Source organism: Candidatus Bathyarchaeia archaeon (genome assembly GCA_035283685.1).
GTDB lineage: Archaea > Thermoproteota > Bathyarchaeia > Bathyarchaeales > Bathyarchaeaceae > DATETJ01.
In genome coordinates, this window is the sequence record DATETJ010000002.1 from 358460 (window position 1) to 378023 (window position 19564).

Consider the following 19564-nt stretch of genomic DNA (forward strand, 5'->3'; position numbering starts at 1 on the left):
AACTGCCACTTCTTCTGTGAAGCCTTTCTATTCCTTTAGGTCTTTCAACTGTCCCATCGGTATTTGTTTTCCGAAGAATGGGAGGGCGCGTTTTCTGCGCAGTGTCTTCATCATGCGTTTCATCATGTTGTATTGGTTGAGCAGTTCTTTGACTTCTTTTTCGCTTGTGCCTGATCCTCTTGCCACCCTGTGCACGCGTGATGAATTGAACGTCTTCGGGTTTTCTCGCTCCCCAGGCGTCATTGACTGTATGATGACGCGCCATTTTTTGAGGCGGTCTTCCGCCATGTCCATCATGTTGTCGGGTATGTTATAGGAGAATCCTGGGATCAGTTTTAGCAGTCGTCGGAAGGAGCCCATGCCCTTCATTGCTTCGAACTGCTCAAACATGTCGGTTAGCGTGAACTTGCCTGACAGAATCTGTTTCATTTTTTTCTTTGGCACTTGAACCTCGGCTTCGCGCACTTTTTCGATGAGGCTCTGCAAGTCACCCATGCCCAGCAAGCGGCCAACAAAACGAGATGGCACGAAGGGCTCTATATCCTCTACTTTCTCGCCCGTGCTGATGAATTTGATCGGCGCGCCTGTGGCGGTTACGGCTGAGAGGGCGCCGCCGCCTCTGGCTGAACCATCAAGTTTGGTTACGTAGATTGAGCCTAATGGAGTGGCTTCGTGAAATGCTTTGGCTTGAATTGAGGCTTGCTGACCAATTGTGCCGTCCAGAACAAGGATGATCTCGTTGGGGTTGAGGGCTTTTTCAAGCATCTTCATTTCTTCAATTAGGCTTTTCTCTTCTTTGTGGCGTCCAGCCGTGTCAATAATGATAACATCCTTGTCTGCGAAGGTTTTCAATCCTTTCTGCGCTATGTCCACCGGGTTTTTGTTGCTTGTTTCGCCATAGATGGGCACGTTGATTCTTGTAGCCAGTTGTTGTAGCTGAGCGAAAGCGCCTGGACGATAAGTGTCAACGCACACAAGTCCGGTCTTCAGTCCTCTTTTCTGGAAATAGCGGGCAAGTTTGGCTGCGTTTGTGGTTTTGCCTGAACCTTGAATGCCGACAAGCATGAGGACAGTGCGTTTGCCAGGCTCAACCATCAGGGAAACAGGCTTCTCGCCTAAGAAGCGGGTTAGCTCCTCATATACGACTTTAATGACGTGTTCATGCCGTGAAACGCCTGGCGGAACCTTCTCTTTCAACGCCCTGTCCTCGATGTTCTTGGACATTGTGAGGACAAGCTGCACGTTGACGTCAGCCTGAAGTAGGGCGCGTTGTAGGTCTTTGATTAGTTCTTTCACTGTTGCCTCGTCGACAACTGGTGCTCGGAAAACCTTCTGTATAGCCTCGTATATAGAGGAGCCAAAGCGTTCAAGAGCCATGGTTTATCTTTCAAACCTAACGGGGTGGCAGTCTTAAATATGTATCCCAGACCTGCACTGTTCTAAACTGTGATATTAAATTCCTGTGCTTCACATTTAGTCTGTGAGATATAAGACTGAGGAATTAGGTGTATCAGCTATGAAAAGGGTTGAACGTGTCGGATTACTGTGCTTGTTGGTCACTCTTCAAGGGTTGACTTTCGCTTATGCATGGAACATACTCGATCAAATTGAGAGGGCTCTATGGGATACGAGGATGGATTACAAGGCTCTAGTCTATAGAACAGAAGGGCTCATTATAGATTATGGACTTGACCCTCCATCTGCTCCAATTTGGATACTATTCGCCTTGGCGATTTCGTTGACAGCAATATTGCTTGTTGACGCAATCAACAACCAAACAGGTCGAGCAAAGACCTAGCTCTACTTCCATCTGTACGCGGATGTAGTTGGATTTCAACTTCGTCTTATCCTGTACCGTTCAGGCTTGGTTTCTGGATTTCTCTCGATGATGCGCCTTGCTTCAAGGTCGAGTTTTACAACTTCAGTGTACCATGGAACGGAGCCATCAAGTTTACCCCTTAAAGCAGCTCCCACACATTTAGTCAAATCAGTGTGCGGCAGTTCTCTCTTGCCCAGGCAATCCAAAATCGATGCTTTAACCATGTCGTACTTCGCTTTACTAATGCTCCAACCCTTCTTTCCAGAAGGATGCCGAGTCGATATTTTCTCTTCGCCCATAGCACTCACTAAGGAACATACGTCTTATCTTTTTAAGACCTATCCGACAATCAGACACTTCTCATGTGACAAACATTCAGGAAGAAGAAGGCCTTAAGGGTCAGTTGCCTTCTTCTTCCACACAATTTTCCAGCTTGTTGTTGTTACCAAAGCCATTGAGTCAATAACAACTTCACTTCTTAAGCCTCTCGAGCGCAGCTGCAACTATTAGTGGAAACGCTATTGTCGCGTCGCAAATGACTGTCACAGCTTTGCCTTTCGGTTTGACCTTGCCCCAGCTTATGGCTTCTTCCAAAGAGGCGCCGCTCAATCCGCCTGGCTCAGGTCTGTCCATAGTTATCTGCACGGCAGCGTCCACGCCTTCACGAAAAGTGTTGGCGAATAAAGCGAAGTGTTTGGGCACGCCGCCGCCTAAAATGATAATCCCAACTTTCTTAGCGTCATACACTTTGTCCATCAGTGCCTTGGTGTCCAGAAATGGGTCAATGCACAACGTCTTGTCCTGTCCAAACATCCACATCTGGAACCCAGCGATTGAGTCAATAAATGCGGGGCATATGATCGGCACATTCTTCTGGGCAGCCGCAGCTAAAATCGAGTTCTTGTCCTTGATTCTCTTCCCAATTTCACAGAGCAATTCAGCGCCCGAAATGCGCTTTCTCTTCTCTTCAGGTATGGCTTCCACGGTTTGGTTGAGCCATTTTTCCAATGCTTGAAATGCTTTCTGTTCGATGTATATGTCGCCGATGCGCCCAATGTTCTCCTTTCTAAGCCTTCTATCTTCAGCCTGAAACGAACCAACCAAATGCCTGTAGCCTAAAGCTTCAACCATGTCGTGAACCATGTTGGCTCCAGTGGTAACCAACACGTCCATGTGCTCGTTCTCGATAAGGTCATGGATGATGCGCCTAAATCCCGCGGGCACTAAAGCGCCTGATAACGTCAAGAACACCGTGTAATCTGAATTCCTGAACATCTCGGTGACAAGTTCGCATGCTGCTCCGAGTTTTCCAGCTCCCAAAACCCCGGTAGAATTCATTTGTTCTACTAGATCGTCGACGCTCATTCCCGACTGAAGCCTCATGTGTTTGACATTTCTCAATGGTTTCACCGCTTTGCAGTCACAAACAATAACCAGACACGTGAAAATAACTTATCCGTTTGCTTGAGCCTTAGGCAAGAGAGCCTAAACTTTAGGTTTTAGCTCGTTGAATTTTGATTCTTCCCATGATCCGCCAATATTCAACTTCTATGCCGTTCGCCAAGCGACCTTTCAGGTCCTGTTCCTCAGGCAACGGTGCCTCAAACACTTCATAACCTTCCAAATCCATAAGCTGAACCGCATTGGGCAACAACGCCAGCACCTGCCCACTGCGCTTCTCTATCAGTGGCACCTCAACCTGTGAATCTGTAGGCTTGACAAAACTCCGCTTGACTCCGTCAAAAACGCCTAAAGCCACGACTCTTGCCTTGGTTGCGCCATGCTTTCCAGGCTTGGACTTGGTGTAATCAACGATGCGGCACGGCTCATTGTCAACCATCACATAACTACCGACTTTAATGGCGCCCAGCTCAACAGGTTTGCTCAACTCAATTCGCCTTCAAGCGGCTTCGTAGACAAGCTTTTACAACAATGATTTTATAGTGTTAATTAACTTATCGCTAAGTATCCCGCTGTTGCGAGGCACACTCGTGTTCCAAACTGTAGGCATCGTCAGTAAGCTCGACCGTAAACAAGCTCTACAGTTAGCTAACGCCATTACAGACGTTTTACACGCTAAGAGACTCCATGTTCAACTTGAAACAAACCTCGCAAAACACCTGAAAAAACCCGCCCTAGCCACACCGCTGGAAAAAATGAAAACCGACTTGATAATCACAATCGGCGGCGACGGCACCATTCTCAGAACCTGCCTCAAACTCCCCAAACCTGAACCCCCTATACTAGCCATCAACATGGGAGCAAGAGGCTTCCTAGCCGAAGTAGCGCCCAAAGACGCTCTCGCAGCCATAAACCAAACTTTGAAAGGCAAGTACAGGCTAGAACGAACCACGAAACTAGCCTCTTACCTGGGCAAAAAGCGCTTACCCGACGCTTTAAACGAGGTTTCAATCACTTCGCTGGCGCCCGCGAAACTCCTTAGAATGCGCATATGGAAAAACAGCGAGTTGATCGGAGAATGCCAATCCGACGGCGCCGTGGTCGCGTCGCAAACAGGCTCCACAGGCTACTCTCTATCAGCAGGTGGACCTGTCATTGATCCGGATGTCTCAGCCTTCGTGTTTACGCCAATTGCGCCGCTCACGGTATTTCACCCCATTGTTTTCTCAGCAAAATCCACAGTTCATGTTGAACTTCAAAAATCCCGAAAAGCCGTAGTCGTCATCGACGGCCATTTTCCAATTGAAACAACACCTGAGCTATCACGCGTAACGATTACAAAGTCGGAAAACGAAACATCTTTTATACGGTTTACAGGCGACTTTTATCATAGGTTGAAGGGGCGTCTTCTTTTTTCTGAGGGGCGGAGACGGTGACATTTCGACGTAGCACGGGCAAAAGGGTCCTTGTCTTAGACACATCTGCCTTCATCGCTGGATTCGACCCGTTTGCCGTGCGCGACTCCGTGTTCACTGTGCCCGCTGTGAGACAGGAACTCGCATCAAACTCAATGATTTTCACAAGATTCACGACAGCCGTTGAGAGCGGCAAACTGGAAGTGAAATCGCCTGCCGAAGATTCTCTTAGTGAAGTTGACAAGTCATCTAAAGCTGTTGGCGATGTACGCTTTCTGTCAGAGGTCGACAAGCAGGTTTTGGCTTTGGCGTCTGAGCTCAAGCATCAAGGCGAGAACCCGTTGGTTGTCACTGACGATTACTCGATTCAGAATGTGGCCAATCAAATGGGCTTGGAATTTGCCGCTCTCTTGACTTTTGGAATCCGGCACCGCTTCCACTGGATGATTTACTGCCCTGCCTGCCACCGCGAGTACCCAACGGATTCCAAACTGAAAACTTGTGAGACGTGTGGCACAGAGCTGAAGAGAAAACCGTTAAGAAAAACTCCACTGCGAAAATAGCGAGAAGCAGGAAGCACCTTGACCGAACGCAAAACCGTATATTTCGAAAAACCGGGCAAAGAGAACACCGAAGCCCTATTGAAAGCTGTAAAAGATTACGCTGAAGCTGCGGGCGTGAAAGACATAGTGGTTGCTTCCACACGGGGTGAAACCGGCGCAGCCGCAGCCAAGTTGCTCAAAGGCTACAACGTAGTTGTGGTCACGCATAACACTGGTTTTTCGGAACCAGGCGTGCAACAACTGAAAGAGGAATACCGCAGACAAATCATCGAAAACGGAGCCAAGATCTTTACTGGCACACACGCTTTGAGCAGCGCTGAAAGAGCGGTGCGCAAAGTATTCGGTACTGTGCAGCCGCTTGAGTTGATGGCGAACACCCTGCGGCTGATGGGAGAGGGCACTAAAGTGTGCGTGGAAATCACGTTGATGGCAGCTGACGCCGGGCTTATCCCTGTTGACAGAGATATCATTGCCGTTGCTGGAACAGGTCAAGGCGCCGACACTGCCTTGCTTATAAAACCTGCAAATGCAGCCAGATTCTTTGACTTGAGAATAAGGGAGATAATCGCTAAGCCCAGAGACTTCTAAACCTGCCCGCTGTCTCTCTTGCTAAAATACACGATATCCCTGAGCTCCTTGTAGCCACATTTCCTGAACAGTTGCATCGAGCCCGTGTTGCCCTCTTCAATTAACGCGCAGAATATTCTCATACCATGCGTTCGCAGAACTTTTTCAGCTTCGTTGATCAATGCGCTTGCTACTCCTTGTCGTCTGAAGTCGGGGTCTACTGCTAAGCGGTTGATCCAGCCTCTTCTGCCATCATTCGAAGCGATCACAGCTCCCACCAGCCGATTGCCCTCAAAAGCCCCCATAAAAAAATCTGGATTCTCTTCCATCTGAGCCTGAATAGCATCCTTTCGGTCTCTTCCCTCAGGCCTGTAAGATAAGCCGGCTTTTTGCCACAATGCTACAATTAGGTCGTGGTCAGAAATGGTCAGATTACGGGTCTTCAACTGAACAGGCTCCTTTTCTCAGTTCTCACGTCTTGGTTCTTTGGGCTTTTAGTGTTTCAAGAGCCGCCGCGATAGCTCCGTATTCAGCTGATAGCTTGTCATCTCCGCTTCCAATAACTACCACATCGCTTTCCTCAGGCTTAAGCCCGCACAGCAGGCTTTCACGAATCTTGGGGGCGTTTCTCAAGATGTCCTCTTTTACCGATGGCATGGTCAAACTGCCGTGCTTGAAAACCAGTGTGGTTGCTCCATGAGCGCCAACCTTTATCGCTGCGTCACGTTGCTCAAGCCCAGCCCTAACCGCATCCGCCGCGCCTTTGACTCGAACCGCCATGTTGAACGCACTCACTGTGAGTGAGCTTCTGGGAACTTCAACAGCCGCGCTGATTCTGGATTGCAGGTTGGAAACAAGTCGTTGGCCAGTTGCCGTCAGCACGATGCCTTCGCGTGAGGTTTCTATCAACTTTGCTCTTTCAAGATGCTTGATCAATGTGCGCATAGTGCCTTCGCCTAATCCAAGCGTCTTGGCTAGGCTTATTCTGCCAATCGGGCTCTCAGTGCTAATGGTTGCCAGAGCTTTAACTATGTGAGGTTCGATTAAGTAAGGAGCCTTGCCAGGCGCAATCCTGCCTGCAGCACCCTCTAGGACTTCTAGTAGCTTCAACTCTGTTTCCTTCTCTACTTATTTGAGAAGGAGTAGGAATAGCTTTCGTAGCGCCAAGCTATGGAATCGCTGGGCTTAAGGATGTATGCGTCTGCTGCCTTCAGCATGTCAGTCCACTTTGAGGATGTAGCATTCCACCAATACCAAAGCCAAGCTCGCCCCGAAGTTAGGGTCTCAACCACATTGCTTACTCCATCAATTGAAGACACGAAGACACCGTAGGCGCTTGTCTTGTATTCTACTCTTTTGGTGACTGCTAGTAGGGCTTCGAAAGTGGTTGATCCTGCTATTACCGTCTGGTTGTGCCAGCTCATGGTTCCGTTGCCGTAGTCCAGCAGGGCATTGACGTTGATTGCTAGAGACTTCAATTCTTCAAAGGTTGCGCGGGTTTCAACGTAAAGTCCATAGTAGTACGCGGTAGCCAACGTCGCAGTTAACGCCCACACCGCCAACCCCAAAGCCAAGAACGTGAGGGTTCTTCCGCGAAAGTTCAGAAAAAGTTCACCTCCATCCCAACATTTTGTGCATTGCATTGACCAGCGGAACAGTCAAAGCTCCGAAGAGAGCTGTGTTCCACCCCACATGGATGATTAAGGGAACAACGCCTGATATGAGAGCAGCCGCAAGCGCATTGGAAAAGGACAAACCTGAAAGCGTCAGGAAGACAGCTGTTCCAACATTTGTGACGACGTCATAAACAAACGTCAAGAAGGCTCCTAACACAGCCGCTTCGGCGAATCCTCCGGCACTGAGCCTCCCGTTTGCTGTTTTGGCATATAAGCCGCCGACGATTCCAATCAGCCCCATGCCTGCGATTTGAAATGGCATGACAACTCCAGCGAAGCCGTAGGGTGAGAGAAAACCGTTAGCGAACATGACGAGGCTGCCAAGCAAGCCCCCGTACAGGCTTCCAAAAATCATGCCTGTGACAAAGGCGATGAGCGAAGTGAACTCCAGATTCATAGGTCTAGCCATAAGTTGAACGCCTATGCATAGGGCTGCTAAAACGCTTAGCAATGCTAATCGTTGAGTGTCCACGGTGGCCTTCCCAAGTTAATTGGTTGGATAATCCATCCATATAACTTTTGCGACAGAAAACAGCCGTTAATCAGTGCGCCGGTCTTAAATGCTAACTTACCCGTGAATAAGTCGAGGTAGGCATTTGGCGCAGACCCACCGGTCCTTACTATTCTGTCTGATCCGTATGAGTGCGGCTTCTCGATCTGATTTGTTGCAGGAAAAGCACCGTGCCTCGCTTGCTTCAGTTGAGTCTGACTTGCTCATCTGCTTCACCTTGTTGTTTTCAGCAGTACATTAACACCTAAATTCTTAAACCTTCTCAAACAACTCTCCTCAATAGAATTCCAGCAAAGAATTCAGTGAAGGAGCACATGCATGCCTAAGAGGAATCGAAGTCTAGCCCTTCTTGAAGGAGCAGTGGCTGGCGCGCTATTCGGAACCGCAGCCATATTCATACGGCTTCTGCCTGGCGTCAACGTATTTTCAATTGCCTTCTGGCGGCTAGTCATCGCGTCTTCAGTCTTTGTTGCCATTATCGCCATCTCAAAGAGGGGTTTCAGGTGGAGTCCGATTCGAGAAGAGGTGGGGCGTGTGGCGATTCTTGGAACTCTCTTGGGCTTGCACTTCATCCTGTTCGTTTCCGCAGTTATGGACACTTCTATCATAAACGCCACGGTGCTGGTCAATACAACATCGATTTGGTCCATGTTCGTTTCATCATTGATCTTCAAGTTGAAGCCGTCTCGCGCTGTCATGCTTGGCATCATGGTCTCGTTTCTTGGAGTAATCATAATTACCTACGGCGACGCAGCGCCTGGAGCATGGAGCCTTCAGTTGAAAGGAGATTTAGAAGCTGTCCTCGCAGCGGTTGTAGAGGCATTCTACCTCAACTACGGACGAGAGACAAGAAAGAAATCACAGATCATTCCATTAATGCTGGCAATATACGTTTTTTCAGCCTTAACCGTTCTCGTAATCGGCTTGGGAACAAATCAGTCGTTTTCGTTTCCACTCCAATGGACGCAAATAGTGCCACTGATTGGTTTGGGAATCCTGCCCACCGCGATGGCTCATTCCTTCTATTTCTCCTCTCTTTCGCATCTCAAATCCTTTGAAACTGCAGCCATGGCTTTGCTGGAACCCATAGGCGCCACACTACTTGGCATTTTCATATTTGCGCTAGTTCCAAAACCCATATTCATACTAGGCGCCGCCCTCGTGTTAGCAGGCATAGTCGCAGTGGCAATGAAAGAGTAAATTGTCCGACGCAGTTTCCTGAAGACTCTGATTTTGTCCGAGTGCTTTTCGCTTATGGCTTTATAAGAGCGGGAGCACTATTCTGCTTGGAAAGTTTTCTCTTATCCTGTAGGCTTGTCCTATCGAATAATTGAATCTTTTCGAAGTGTATCAAAGAGGTAAACATAATTGTGCAGTCTAAGAGCGGGTATTGTGACCAACTGTAGAAGATGCAAATCATCTGCACGAGTTCATTGCTCGATTAGGAAGAAAGCTGGAAGAAAAATATACGTAGACAACAAGAAGAGGGGAGGGACAAAGGATAGCTAACATAGGTGACCAAATGAAATGTCCACAATGTGGCAGAATAAGTCGTGTCATTTGGATTTCACCAGATGGAAAACAAGCGGGAATCCGATGCTTGGGACGTCATAATCAACTAAGCCGTGGCATTTCAAAGTACGGCTCAGCCGCACGCCCCACAACTAAAACGCAGACAAACATGGTTTTTCTAATGGACATTTAAACCATAGCAACTATTGCCTCAACTTAGGAGTGAGAAGAATTGGACAAAAGAAAAATCGTCAGCGAGGATGATTTGGGGACTATGAGACTGAGTGATGACTATCTCTTCGAGCTTGAAGAATGGCTACGACATATGATAAATGAAGCAGAAGAGAACGGTGACATCTGCAAGAGAAACCAGTTCCTCGCTTTGAGAGCAGAGCTCCTTTTGTTAGAAGAAGCTTAGACGAGTCTTTAAGCAACTCCTGCCCCCGGGGAAGGGATTTCAGCACCAATCTACTGGTAAAGAAATGCCATAATATGCTTGGCGAGAGTTCGAATCTCTCTATGGCCACTACTTACAGAGTGCAGATTGCCATGGGAGTTCCTTTGAGAATCCTTCTCAGCCTTATTCTTCCCCTCTGGAGGGCATGCCTTCTGCCTTTGGCCTTGTTGCGGCGATCACATCATCGATTCTTAGAATCATGGAGGCTACTTCGGCTGCCGACTTTAAGGCCTGCTGCTTGACCCGAACCGGGTCAATGACACCCTCCTCTAGCATGTTCGCGACACTGCCTGAAAAAACGCCGACGCCCATTGCAACTCCTTTCTTTTTCTGGTGGGCTGACCTTAATGCCACTAGCATATCGATGGTGTTGAGGCCCGCGTTCTCCGCCAAGGTTTTAGGGACTGCCTCCACGGCATCGGCGAAGGCTTCTATGGCGAGTTGTTCTCGTCCTCCCACACTTGCTGCGTAGTCGCGGAGCTCTTTGGCTATTTCAGCTTCAACGGCTCCTCCGCCCGCAACGACCTTGTTGTGTTCGATTACGTCTGCAACGACGGATAGGGCGTCGTGGATGGCTCTCTCAGCTTCGTCTATCATTTTCTCAAGGCCTGCACGAATTAGCACTGAGACGGATCTTGGATTCTTGCATTTCTCTATGAAGACCATTTTGTCGTTGCCGATTTTCCGTTCTTCCACCAGTCCAGCTTCTCCCAAATCTTTAGCTTTCAAGTCGTCTAGATTGTTGATGATTCTCCCGCCTGTTGCCTTGGCTAGTTTCTCCATGTCAGATTCCTTGGCTCTTCTCACGGCCATGATTTCCTCCTTGGCTAGGAAGTGTTGGGCTAGGTCATCGATGCCCTTCTGGCAGATTAGCACGTTAGCGCCTGCCTTCTTAACTTTCTCCACCATGTCCTTGAGCATGCGGCTCTCTTGGTCTAGAAAGGCTTTCATTTGAGTGGGTTCGTGTATTCTGATCTCAGCGCTGATCTCTGTCTTCTTCACTTCTAGAGCGGCGTTTATGAGGGCTATTTTGGCTTTCTCGATTCTCTTAGGCATGCCAGGGTGAACTACTTCTTTGTCTAGTATTATTCCTTGGATGAGCTCTGTGTCAGCTAGGCTTTTTCCCTCTTTCTTGATTATTTGGATGTTGTCGATGTCAGCAATAATTTTCTCGCCCCTCTGCTCGACGATCTGTTTCACGGCGTCGACGGCGATCTTCGCCAAATGTTGTCTTGCTTCGCCCACCACTTTGCTCGCCATGGAGGTCACAGCGACCTTACGTAAAGTTTCCCGGTCCTCAATATCAACAGGGATTCCGAGCTTTTGAAGAACCTCTTCGGCCTTCTGAAAGGCTTTTCTGTAGCCGCTCACAATTGTAGTTGAATGAATTTTTTGATCCAAAAGCTCCTGCGCCTTTCCCAAGAGTTCTCCCGCCAAAATCACGGCGGTAGTGGTTCCGTCGCCAACCATGTCATCCTGTGTCTCGGCCACCTCCACCACCATCTTAGCTGCAGGATGTTGCACATCAATCTCCTTTAGAATGACAGCGCCATCGTTAGTTATCTTGATGTCACCCATACCGCTGATGAGCATTTTGTCCATGCCACGCGGACCCAGAGTGGTCTTTACGGCTTCGGCAATTATTCTGGCCGCCATTATGTTGTTTCTCTGAGCTTCTTTTCCCCTACTTCGGCCAGTTCCTTCCTTCAAAATGAGAACGGGCTGTCCCGTTTCCGTTGTTGTTAAATAAGCCACGTGAATTTCCTCCATTTTCGATTTGGATTTGTATTTGGTTTGGGGTTAAATAAATCTGCCTATTATACCGAAAGCGCTTCCTGAATCTTAGCGCGGGCTTCGTGGAACTGCCTGATGTTTCAAAGTGGGCGAGAAGGGTGCGCGCACGCGGATTGATGCCCTCTGATTCAATTAGTTTGGCGAGTTGAATGAGCTTTTATGCCTAGCGCACGCGGTAGTCGGTAGTCATTTGCAAAACAAAAAAGGGGGTTGGAAATTCCCAGGTCGACTTGGTGATTGCTATTTTTTCTGCGCATAGATGGAATCTGTCTTGTGACCTATTCTTCTCCATCCATCGTATAAATACGCGTATATGGTGTAGTACCCCGTTTCTTTGGGTGTGAACTCAGCAGAGTAACGGGCTTCCTCGCCAACCGAAAGTTCCTTTATATCTATTGTGGCCTGCTCTTCAAATTTTCCTGCGGGGGTTTCTACCCAGAATTCCAGTTTCAGTCCCGTAATTTCTCTCAAGCCCTTTATGGTTGCCTCAGCCGAGAGGGTCTCTCCAATTGTCGTATACGGGTGTGAAAGCACTACTAGGCGACTGATTTCTGCTTTTTCCTCGATTACGGTGATGTGCGTCCAACCGGATTCCCACCAGAAGTAGTCTCCATCCTTACGTGCACTGATAGTGGCGTATACCTCAGCTGATCCTTGTGCGTTAACTTGGAAAACCACTTCTCGCTCTTCATTTGGCTCAAGCTCTCCGATGTAGTGTCCTATTCCAAAAGGAAAGAATAAAGGAAAAAGATAAAAGGTATCTAGAGAGTGCAACTCCACGTCAAGTCTTTTAAGAGTTTTATTTCCTGTGTTTTTCAGCTTCAATGTTACCCATTGCTTTCCTTTATCCATCTCCGTAGGGTTCAATTCATACTCGATAGGATACTTCAATCTCAACAACTTTCACCTCCTTTCATCTCACAAAAAATCTCTACTTGCGTTCGCGCAACCACATATTCAAATGCCTCAGGATTTAACTATTTACGCGCGCGGTGATCTGAATGGGAAAGCTAAAATCTGGATTTGCAAATTATATTACTGAAGGAAAAACATGGCTCAGTACAAAAATCGTTTTCATTCTCAAGATGAGTGGGAACAGTTAAAACGTAAATGCATGAAGATTAGGAGGTGATAAATTGCCTTTAGAACCTGCTAAGACTATGCAAATAGAGAAAGTGCCAGAAACTAGTGAAGCAGAAGCATGGGCGAATTTCAATAAAAGACTAAACGATTTAGTGAATCTAGGATACACAATAGCACATGCAACAAACACATACATTCTATTTAGAAGGACGCGCACCGCAAACAGAAGGGAAGAATAACTCAAGCAGCCTATCAGTCCCTCAAAAACCCAACCGCCTATTTTCCTATGAGAAATTTACGTATAAACTTTTTACCATCATAATTTGTCTCCTTAACATCTCCTAGCTGAGTATGACGTCGATCATCAGAGCCAATATTATCCCGAGTAAGAGACTGACGGAGACGGTGTGTTTATACCCATACTCATGCGCCACCGGGATCAGTTCATCTGCCGTGATGTAGGTCATAACTCCTGCCGCGAAGACGAGTGAAAGACCCACTATAGTCTTTGTTCCAACAAGAGAGAGAGCAACAGTCCCAACTAGGGCTGCGACAGGCTCAGCCAGCCCTGAGAGAAACGTAAGAACTGCTATCTTAAAGGGCTTCATCCCTGCCTTTGTAAAAAGAATGGCGGTGGCGACGCCTTCGGGTATATTGTGAAGCATTATGGCGGCGGTAATTATCAAACCCAGTCTGGGCATGTAAGTGTAGCCTGCAGCGACAACAAATCCTTCTGGAAAGTTATGTAGTGTTATACCTATGGCAATGAGCTCCCCAGTTCTGAGCATTTTCGCGTGCCTGCTATCTTCCGTCCCAGTCGCCAGTTCAATGTGAGGGATAGTCAGGTCGAGCCCGATCATCGTTAGAGCGCCCAATGAAAACATGATTATCAACTCAATGTGTGCAAGCAGTTTTGCAGCTTCGAGGAAGAGGTTGTTAAATGCGACAAGGAGCATCACCCCAGAGGCGAGTCCCAAGGAGAAACTCACAACTCTGTCACTAACTCTTCTCAGCGGGAGGACAATTATCCCGCCAATCCCTGTAGCCGTCCCTGCTATGAGGCTTAGGAGAAATGGTTCAAATACTGAGTCCATACTATTGGCACTTCCTGCGCTGGACACGCTGTTCTAAGGGAGAGACCATTACTTAGGAGCAATTAATGTTGATAACGCGCCCACAGAATTTAAGTATGAAGGAAATTGCTACAGCAAGTAAGGCTGCCGCGCGCGCTAACATATTGCATATTGTTCTAGATTTAATTGCCGATAAACAATGAGTTTAAATCTTTTTCTTTATAATAAGAGTTAAGTGGTTTGATGAGTAAAGATGTGCGCGCGCAAATCGAGGAGGATTGGTTAGAAATTGTCAACTGAATTAGCTGGAACCCCTGTTCTAATATTGCGGGAGGGAGCGTCCCGTTCTAGAGGAAGAGAGGCCCTTCACGCCAATATCATGGCATCAAAAATAGTCGCTGAATCTGTAAAGAGCGCCTTGGGACCCAAAGGCATGGACAAGATGCTCGTCGACAGCTTCGGCGACGTCACAATAACCAGCGACGGGAGAACCATTCTGAGCGAAATGGACATTCAACACCCAGCCGCCAAGATGATGGTTGAAGTATCTAAGGCACAAGACGACGAAGTCGGCGACGGCACAACAAGCGCCGTAATCATAGCAGGTGAACTTCTCAGCAAGGCTGAAGAACTCATCGACAAAGGCGTTCATCCAACAGTCATCATAGACGGCTACAGAAAAGCTGGAGAAAAAGCCCTAGAAATCTTGGAAAAGATCGGTATTCCAGTTCGCTCTCTTGACAGTCAATGGTTGAAAAAGGTCGCCGTGACATCGATGGCTAGCAAACTTGTGGCTGATCACAAGGAGCAGTTAGCCGACATCGCTTCGCAAGCAATCTTACACGTTGCCGAAAAGGGTGAAAAAGAATTCAAGGTAGACATCGACGACGTTATGATTGAGAAGAAGGCCGGTGAATCGATGACGGAGACTAGGCTCATCAACGGCATAGTTGTTGACAAGGAAGTGGTTCACTCAGGAATGCCCAAACGGGTTGAGAAAGCCAAGATTGCGCTCCTCGACACTCCACTGGAGATTGAAAAGACCGAGTTCGATGCTAAAATCAACATTGAAAGCCCAGAGCAGATGGAAGCTTTCCTACAGCAAGAGGAAACAATGCTGAAAGACATGGTTGAAAAGCTTGCCAAGACGGGCGCAAATGTAATCATTGCTCAAAAGGGCATAGACGACCTTGTTCAGCATTTCCTAGCTCGAAAACAGATATTAACAGTCAGACGGGTCAAGAAATCCGACATGGAGAAGCTTGCGAGGGCTACTGGCGGAAAAATAATCACCAACCTAGACGATGTGTCAGAAAATGACTTGGGCTACGCCGAATTAGTGGAAGAACGCAAAATCGGCGACGACAAAATGACCTTCATTGAAGGATGCAAGAATCCGAAATCGGTTGCCATCCTCATTAGAGGAGGAACCGAAAGAATAGTGGCTGAGGCTGAGAGGTCAATACACGACGCCTTGTGTGTCGCTCGCGACGTTGTTCGAGAGCCAAAAATTGTGGCTGGAGGAGGTGCACTAGAGCTCGAAGTGGCCAGAGCGTTGAGAGAATACGCCCATACCCTCTTAGGAAAAGAACAACTTGCGGTGGTGGCTTACTCTGAAGCGTTAGAGTCGATACCATTGATCCTTGCCGAAAACGCGGGATTAGATCCAATTGATATTCTTTCAGAGCTGAGAGCCCGCCACGAAAAGGGCGAAGTCTGGGCTGGAATTGAGGTTATTGAAGGCAAAGCAAAAAACATGGAGAAGGCAGGCGTTTTTGAACCCTTAGCTGTCAAAAAACAAATAATCAAGTCTGCAACCGAAGCCGCCACAATGATTCTAAAGATTGACGACGTAATCGCCTCTGGAAAGATGAAAGCCCCACCAATGCCACCGGGAGGCGCTCCCGGAATGGGCGGTCCCGGCGGAATGGGGCCTGAAGGCGCTGGAGAGTTCTAGCATAACCGCCCGAAGAAAAAAATCTGGATCAGTCCACCTAAACTAACACGCTTTGAAAGAGCCTACTTAGTGGGAGCACGCGCACTCTGGGGTTGGTCACTGCGACGGTTCTTTGCGTTTCACAAGTTCTACTCGACGTTTGCCTTTAGTCAAAGACGAAACGTAAACCTTGCCTTGGACTTCCATCTTCATCAATGTCTTGTTCAAGGCTCCGAAGCCCAAATCCTCGTGTGTTTCTCTGAGCAGATCGAACAGCTCCTCGTCGGTCATTGCGCCCTTTTTCTCTAAGACCTCGACTATGGTTAAATCCAAAGGGTGAGGATGCCAGGTTCTAACAGCCAAACAAACCACACACTTTATGCTATTATTAAGCGGAGATAAATATGGATATATAGATAGAAAACGAAAGGTGAGTACAAACGCCTCATAAGGGTATTGGTTTCAAGTTGCATTGACGAGCTATGGAGAAATCTTCTGCGCACGCTTGAAAGCTAAATTAAGTATTATAACAAAACTCAGAATGAAATGTTTAAAGCTGAACTGAAAGAATAAGTACCGTGAGTAAAAAAAATGACAGCGGAAACAAAAGGAATAGAAATAAAGAGTCGGGGATTGTTCCTGATTGGAATCCTTCTGTTGCTTATTGGATTAGTTGCCTCATTCTACACAGAAACGCATTATGTTTCTCCTGTTGGCGAGCAACCCTTTACCCCATACCAATCAATAGGCATAGTCTTAGTTCTGTTTGGAGTATTATTCATAGTGTTAGGGTTCTTCTACCCGTTAAGCGGAGGGCGTGAAACCAGACAAAGGCAGCTCTCTGTCATTCCTAAACCGTCTGAATAGCACGCGCAAATGCTTTATATCCGACTTTCTTAGACTCTCTCTTTCGAGAGTGCGATTATGCCCACATTTTTGATAATTTCCAGGCATTCCCCAGAGAACTGTCCGCTGAACAATGAGAAAATGAAGGCCATGACGTTGGAATTACCAGGCAAATTGGGCGGACTGGAGAAGAAACATGGAGTCAAGAGGGTTGGAGCCTGGACTGTGGTTCCGGAACATCTATTGGTTTGGGTGTATGAAGCCCCAAGTTCAGAAGCTCTGCAAAAATTCTCAATGGAGCCAGAACTTCTAAAATGGATGGCTTTTAACACGAGTGAAATAAAATTGGCAATGAGTCTCGAAGAAAGCATGAAATTACTGAGATAAGCCAAATGCGCACGCTCTCGCGAGGCTTTAGCTTTGGGCAATCTGAGGTTACGAAATCATTAAGAATCCGTATTACGAATTCATCTGAAGGATTGCCATGAACAACCATCGAAGATACGTGTTTACTTCAGAATCTGTCGCAGAGGGCCACCCGGACAAAGTCGCAGACCAAATATCAGACGCGGTGCTGGATGCCATCTTATGTAACGACCCTAAAGCAAGAGTTGACTGTGAAACATTGGTAATGCAGGGAAACGTCATAGTCACTGGGCAAATCACAACCTCCTGCTATGTAGACATACCTCGAATTGTTAGAAAAACATTGAAGGAAATAGGTTTCGATAATGCCAAAGATGGAATGGATTGGGAAACCTGTGGCATCTTAGTTTCGATAACAGAGCAGTCTCCAGACATTGCAATGGGAGTTAATGAAACTGAAACTCATGAACAGGGAGCTGGAGACCAAGGAATGGTGTTCGGTTATGCGACAAATGAGACAAAAGAATTGATGCCTCTGCCCATAATGCTGGCACACAATTTGGTGAAAAGACTTTCTGAATGCAGGAAAAGCAGAATTCTGTCATATCTGAGACCAGACGGCAAGTCACAGGTCACAGTTGAATACACTGATGGGAAACCGAAAAGGGTGGAAGCTGTTGTGATAGCTGCACAGCACGTTCAGAGTGTTGACAGGGAAAAGATGAGGAAAGACATGATCAATCAGGTCATAAAAAAAGTCATACCTTCAATTATGTTGGACAAAGAAACGAAGTACTATATCAATGAGACGGGGAGGTTCGTTGTCGGAGGAACTTTGGCGGATTCAGGTTTGACAGGGAGAAAAATCATCATCGACACCTATGGAGGCGTTGGGAGCCACGGTGGAGGATGCTTCTCTGGAAAAGATCCCTCAAAAGTCGACAGATCTGGCTGTTATATGGCAAGGTATATTGCAAAGAACGTTGTTGCTGCGGGTTTGGCAGATCAATGCGAGGTTCAAATATCATATGCGATCGGAATAGCACAACCAGTTTCCATAATGGTAAACACATTTTGCACGGGGAAGATACCAGATGAAAAGATTCTCGAACTGGTGAAAAAAAATTTTGACATGAGACCCAAAGCAATTATAGATCATTTGGATCTGCTCAGACCAATATACAGAAAAACGTCTGTGTTTGGGCATTTTGGGAGAAATGACCCAGACTTCACATGGGAAAGAACTGACAAAACAGAAATTCTCCAAAAAGACGCTGGAGTCTGATATTGACAGAATGCTGAATTGTCTAAGCGTGCGCTTTTCTTGGGCGTCTAAATAGGACAAGGCGCTCTGCGCTCGCGTAGGGGTGGCAAATCGACCGGCTAACGGTCTCGCTAAATCCATGTAGTATTTTGCACGCGCGCCGCTATCGCCGCCAATGACGCCGATGAAGATCCTCGGGCTCGAACTCCTTTGCGAGCTCCTCCATAAGCTCTCTCTCCTTGGGAGTTAGCTTCTCAGGAACTCGGACATTGATGTGAATGAGCTCGTCTCCTCGACCGTGGCGACTGTTCATTCCTTCCCCGCTCAGTCGGAGTATAGTGCCGAACTGTGTTCCAGGAGGCACACGGACTGTCTTCTCACTCGTTAGCGTCGGAACTCTTATCTCAGCTCCCAGAGCAGCTTGGGCGAAATTGATATTAGCTTCGTATATGAGGTCCATCCCCCTCCTAGTTAGGTATTGGTGAGGCTTGATCCTTATCGTCACGTAGAAGTCTCCGGGTGCACCACCATAAGGACCGTCTTCACCTTGGCCTCGAAGGACCAAGTGGTCGCCATTGTCAATCCCAGGCGGCACTTTAACTTGAAGTCGCACTTTCCTTTCCTTGAGCCCATTCCCCCTGCATACCTTGCAAGTCTTCTCAGCTATCTCTCCTCTGCCATTGCACCTATCACAGGAAACGATCACGATGAATCCCGACACAGCTTCATGCTCGATTGTTCCCGTTCCGTTGCACTTGGGGCAAGTCATCAGATGACTACCGAGCTCGACCCCTGAGCCATCACATTTACTACATCTCGTTAGTCTAGGCAGAGTAACCGCCAACTCAGTGCCGAAAGCCGCCTGCTCCAACGTGATCTCCATCTGGGCCTGTAGGTCCCGACCGCGAGGGGTCTCGGGTTGACCCTGCTGAGCGGTGAAACCTCCGCCGAAGATTCGACTGAAGAGATCATCAGCATTGAAGCCAAATTCTGAGAAGATACTATGGAATGTTCTACGGTTGAAGATGTCCTCTTGCCTATATTGTTTCTTGATCCCTTCGAAGCCTTGGGCATCATATTGCCGCCTCTTCTCTGGGTCAGAAAGAACGGCGTACGCCTCTGATACTTCCTTGAATCTCTCTTCGGCGTCAGGTCTCTTGTTCCTGTCAGGGTGATATTTGAAGGCGAGCTTGCGGAATGCGCGCTTGATCTCATCTTGGGACGCATCCCGGCTGACCCCTAAGGCATCGTAATAACCTAGTTTGCTCGCCAACTAAACCA

Annotated in this window: 23 protein-coding genes; 10 read left to right on the plus strand and 13 right to left on the minus strand. The window is 47.6% G+C overall.

Features of this window, described 5'->3' with window-relative positions; genetic code table 11:
• Nucleotides 1-27 precede the first annotated feature (27 nt).
• Nucleotides 28-1377, minus strand: a complete 1350-nt coding sequence (locus tag VJ249_02045; protein ID HKZ93349.1) for a signal recognition particle protein Srp54 — start codon at nt 1375-1377, stop codon at nt 28-30.
• A 139-nt stretch (nt 1378-1516) separates the two neighbouring features.
• Here VJ249_02045 and VJ249_02050 point away from each other — a divergent pair, with 139 nt between their 5' ends.
• Nucleotides 1517-1798, plus strand: coding sequence for a hypothetical protein (locus tag VJ249_02050; GenBank protein ID HKZ93350.1), 282 nt, complete (start codon nt 1517-1519; stop codon nt 1796-1798).
• A 35-nt stretch (nt 1799-1833) separates the two neighbouring features.
• On the opposite strand, the gene VJ249_02055 is transcribed toward VJ249_02050, so the two are convergent.
• The 3 genes from VJ249_02055 to VJ249_02065 all read right to left on the minus strand — a co-directional run bounded on the left by VJ249_02055 (nt 1834) and on the right by VJ249_02065 (nt 3707).
• On the minus strand, nt 1834-2118 hold the full coding sequence (locus VJ249_02055; GenBank protein HKZ93351.1) for a hypothetical protein: 285 nt from the start codon (nt 2116-2118) through the stop codon (nt 1834-1836).
• A 172-nt stretch (nt 2119-2290) separates the two neighbouring features.
• Entirely contained in the window at nt 2291-3220 is a 930-nt protein-coding gene (locus VJ249_02060) for a deoxyhypusine synthase (protein ID HKZ93352.1), read from the minus strand.
• Nucleotides 3221-3311: 91 nt separating this feature from the next.
• Nucleotides 3312-3707, minus strand: a complete 396-nt coding sequence (locus VJ249_02065) for a translation initiation factor IF-5A (GenBank protein ID HKZ93353.1) — start codon at nt 3705-3707, stop codon at nt 3312-3314.
• A 103-nt stretch (nt 3708-3810) separates the two neighbouring features.
• Here VJ249_02065 and VJ249_02070 point away from each other — a divergent pair, with 103 nt between their 5' ends.
• From VJ249_02070 to VJ249_02080, 3 genes are read left to right on the plus strand one after another with little or no spacing between them, the layout of a single operon-like run.
• Nucleotides 3811-4656, plus strand: coding sequence for an NAD(+)/NADH kinase (locus VJ249_02070; protein HKZ93354.1), 846 nt, complete (start codon nt 3811-3813; stop codon nt 4654-4656).
• On the plus strand, nt 4653-5198 hold the full coding sequence (locus VJ249_02075) for a hypothetical protein (protein HKZ93355.1): 546 nt from the start codon (nt 4653-4655) through the stop codon (nt 5196-5198). The genes VJ249_02070 and VJ249_02075 overlap by 4 nt, the downstream gene beginning before the upstream one ends.
• Before the next feature lie 18 nt (nt 5199-5216).
• Entirely contained in the window at nt 5217-5786 is a 570-nt protein-coding gene (locus VJ249_02080; protein HKZ93356.1) for a pyruvate kinase alpha/beta domain-containing protein, read from the plus strand.
• On the opposite strand, the gene VJ249_02085 is transcribed toward VJ249_02080, so the two are convergent.
• From VJ249_02085 to VJ249_02100, 4 genes are all read right to left on the minus strand, one after another.
• Nucleotides 5783-6211: a GNAT family N-acetyltransferase gene (locus VJ249_02085; protein HKZ93357.1), complete on the minus strand. Its 429-nt coding sequence runs from the start codon at nt 6209-6211 to the stop codon at nt 5783-5785. The two genes, VJ249_02080 and VJ249_02085, sit on opposite strands and share 4 nt — an antisense overlap.
• A gap of 25 nt (nt 6212-6236) precedes the next feature.
• Entirely contained in the window at nt 6237-6875 is a 639-nt protein-coding gene (locus tag VJ249_02090; GenBank protein HKZ93358.1) for a DUF4443 domain-containing protein, read from the minus strand.
• A 14-nt stretch (nt 6876-6889) separates the two neighbouring features.
• The gene (locus VJ249_02095) at nt 6890-7300 is read right to left on the minus strand and encodes a DUF4430 domain-containing protein (GenBank protein HKZ93359.1); all 411 of its coding nucleotides are present in this window, start codon (nt 7298-7300) and stop codon (nt 6890-6892) included.
• Nucleotides 7301-7376: 76 nt separating this feature from the next.
• On the minus strand, nt 7377-7913 hold the full coding sequence (locus VJ249_02100) for a hypothetical protein (protein HKZ93360.1): 537 nt from the start codon (nt 7911-7913) through the stop codon (nt 7377-7379).
• A 357-nt stretch (nt 7914-8270) separates the two neighbouring features.
• Here VJ249_02100 and VJ249_02105 point away from each other — a divergent pair, with 357 nt between their 5' ends.
• Together VJ249_02105 and VJ249_02110 are read left to right on the plus strand one after the other, a co-directional pair.
• Nucleotides 8271-9152 (plus strand): DMT family transporter, encoded by an 882-nt coding sequence (locus VJ249_02105; protein ID HKZ93361.1) that lies wholly within the window; start codon nt 8271-8273, stop codon nt 9150-9152.
• A gap of 544 nt (nt 9153-9696) precedes the next feature.
• The gene (locus tag VJ249_02110; protein HKZ93362.1) at nt 9697-9882 is read left to right on the plus strand and encodes a hypothetical protein; all 186 of its coding nucleotides are present in this window, start codon (nt 9697-9699) and stop codon (nt 9880-9882) included.
• 162 nt (nt 9883-10044) lie between these two features.
• Here VJ249_02110 and thsB (VJ249_02115) read toward each other — a convergent pair whose 3' ends face one another.
• The 3 genes from thsB (VJ249_02115) to VJ249_02125 form a co-directional block, all read right to left on the minus strand.
• Nucleotides 10045-11676, minus strand: coding sequence for a thermosome subunit beta (thsB, locus tag VJ249_02115; protein ID HKZ93363.1), 1632 nt, complete (start codon nt 11674-11676; stop codon nt 10045-10047).
• Between the two features lie 279 nt (nt 11677-11955).
• On the minus strand, nt 11956-12612 hold the full coding sequence (locus VJ249_02120) for a hypothetical protein (GenBank protein ID HKZ93364.1): 657 nt from the start codon (nt 12610-12612) through the stop codon (nt 11956-11958).
• A 527-nt stretch (nt 12613-13139) separates the two neighbouring features.
• On the minus strand, nt 13140-13892 hold the full coding sequence (locus tag VJ249_02125) for a ZIP family metal transporter (GenBank protein HKZ93365.1): 753 nt from the start codon (nt 13890-13892) through the stop codon (nt 13140-13142).
• Nucleotides 13893-14160: 268 nt separating this feature from the next.
• Here VJ249_02125 and thsB (VJ249_02130) point away from each other — a divergent pair, with 268 nt between their 5' ends.
• Nucleotides 14161-15828: a thermosome subunit beta gene (gene thsB / locus VJ249_02130; protein ID HKZ93366.1), complete on the plus strand. Its 1668-nt coding sequence runs from the start codon at nt 14161-14163 to the stop codon at nt 15826-15828.
• Nucleotides 15829-15924: 96 nt separating this feature from the next.
• Here thsB (VJ249_02130) and VJ249_02135 read toward each other — a convergent pair whose 3' ends face one another.
• Entirely contained in the window at nt 15925-16170 is a 246-nt protein-coding gene (locus VJ249_02135; GenBank protein ID HKZ93367.1) for a hypothetical protein, read from the minus strand.
• Between the two features lie 228 nt (nt 16171-16398).
• On the opposite strand from VJ249_02135, the gene VJ249_02140 reads away from it, so the two are divergent.
• The 3 genes from VJ249_02140 (at nt 16399) to metK (ending at nt 18304) form a co-directional block, all read left to right on the plus strand.
• Complete coding sequence (locus tag VJ249_02140) at nt 16399-16674, plus strand: hypothetical protein (GenBank protein ID HKZ93368.1); 276 nt, start codon at nt 16399-16401, stop codon at nt 16672-16674.
• A 57-nt stretch (nt 16675-16731) separates the two neighbouring features.
• A complete protein-coding gene (locus VJ249_02145; protein ID HKZ93369.1) occupies nt 16732-17040 on the plus strand; it encodes a DUF3303 family protein in 309 nt (102 codons plus the stop codon).
• Between the two features lie 97 nt (nt 17041-17137).
• Nucleotides 17138-18304, plus strand: a complete 1167-nt coding sequence (gene metK, locus VJ249_02150) for a methionine adenosyltransferase (GenBank protein HKZ93370.1) — start codon at nt 17138-17140, stop codon at nt 18302-18304.
• Between the two features lie 142 nt (nt 18305-18446).
• Here metK and dnaJ read toward each other — a convergent pair whose 3' ends face one another.
• Nucleotides 18447-19556, minus strand: a complete 1110-nt coding sequence (dnaJ, locus tag VJ249_02155; protein HKZ93371.1) for a molecular chaperone DnaJ — start codon at nt 19554-19556, stop codon at nt 18447-18449.
• Nucleotides 19557-19564: the final 8 nt, after the last annotated feature.

What these genes read in the sequence shown, in the direction of transcription:
- VJ249_02045 (HKZ93349.1), bottom strand. Translation starts at nt 1,377, where the DNA reads ATGGCTCTTGAACGCTTTGGCTCCTCTATATACGAGGCTATACAGAAG.
- VJ249_02050 (HKZ93350.1), top strand. Translation starts at nt 1,517, where the DNA reads ATGAAAAGGGTTGAACGTGTCGGATTACTGTGCTTGTTGGTCACTCTT.
- VJ249_02055 (HKZ93351.1), bottom strand. Translation starts at nt 2,118, where the DNA reads ATGGGCGAAGAGAAAATATCGACTCGGCATCCTTCTGGAAAGAAGGGT.
- VJ249_02105 (HKZ93361.1), top strand. Translation starts at nt 8,271, where the DNA reads ATGCCTAAGAGGAATCGAAGTCTAGCCCTTCTTGAAGGAGCAGTGGCT.
- VJ249_02125 (HKZ93365.1), bottom strand. Translation starts at nt 13,892, where the DNA reads ATGGACTCAGTATTTGAACCATTTCTCCTAAGCCTCATAGCAGGGACG.
- VJ249_02140 (HKZ93368.1), top strand. Translation starts at nt 16,399, where the DNA reads ATGACAGCGGAAACAAAAGGAATAGAAATAAAGAGTCGGGGATTGTTC.
- VJ249_02145 (HKZ93369.1), top strand. Translation starts at nt 16,732, where the DNA reads ATGCCCACATTTTTGATAATTTCCAGGCATTCCCCAGAGAACTGTCCG.
- metK (HKZ93370.1), top strand. Translation starts at nt 17,138, where the DNA reads ATGAACAACCATCGAAGATACGTGTTTACTTCAGAATCTGTCGCAGAG.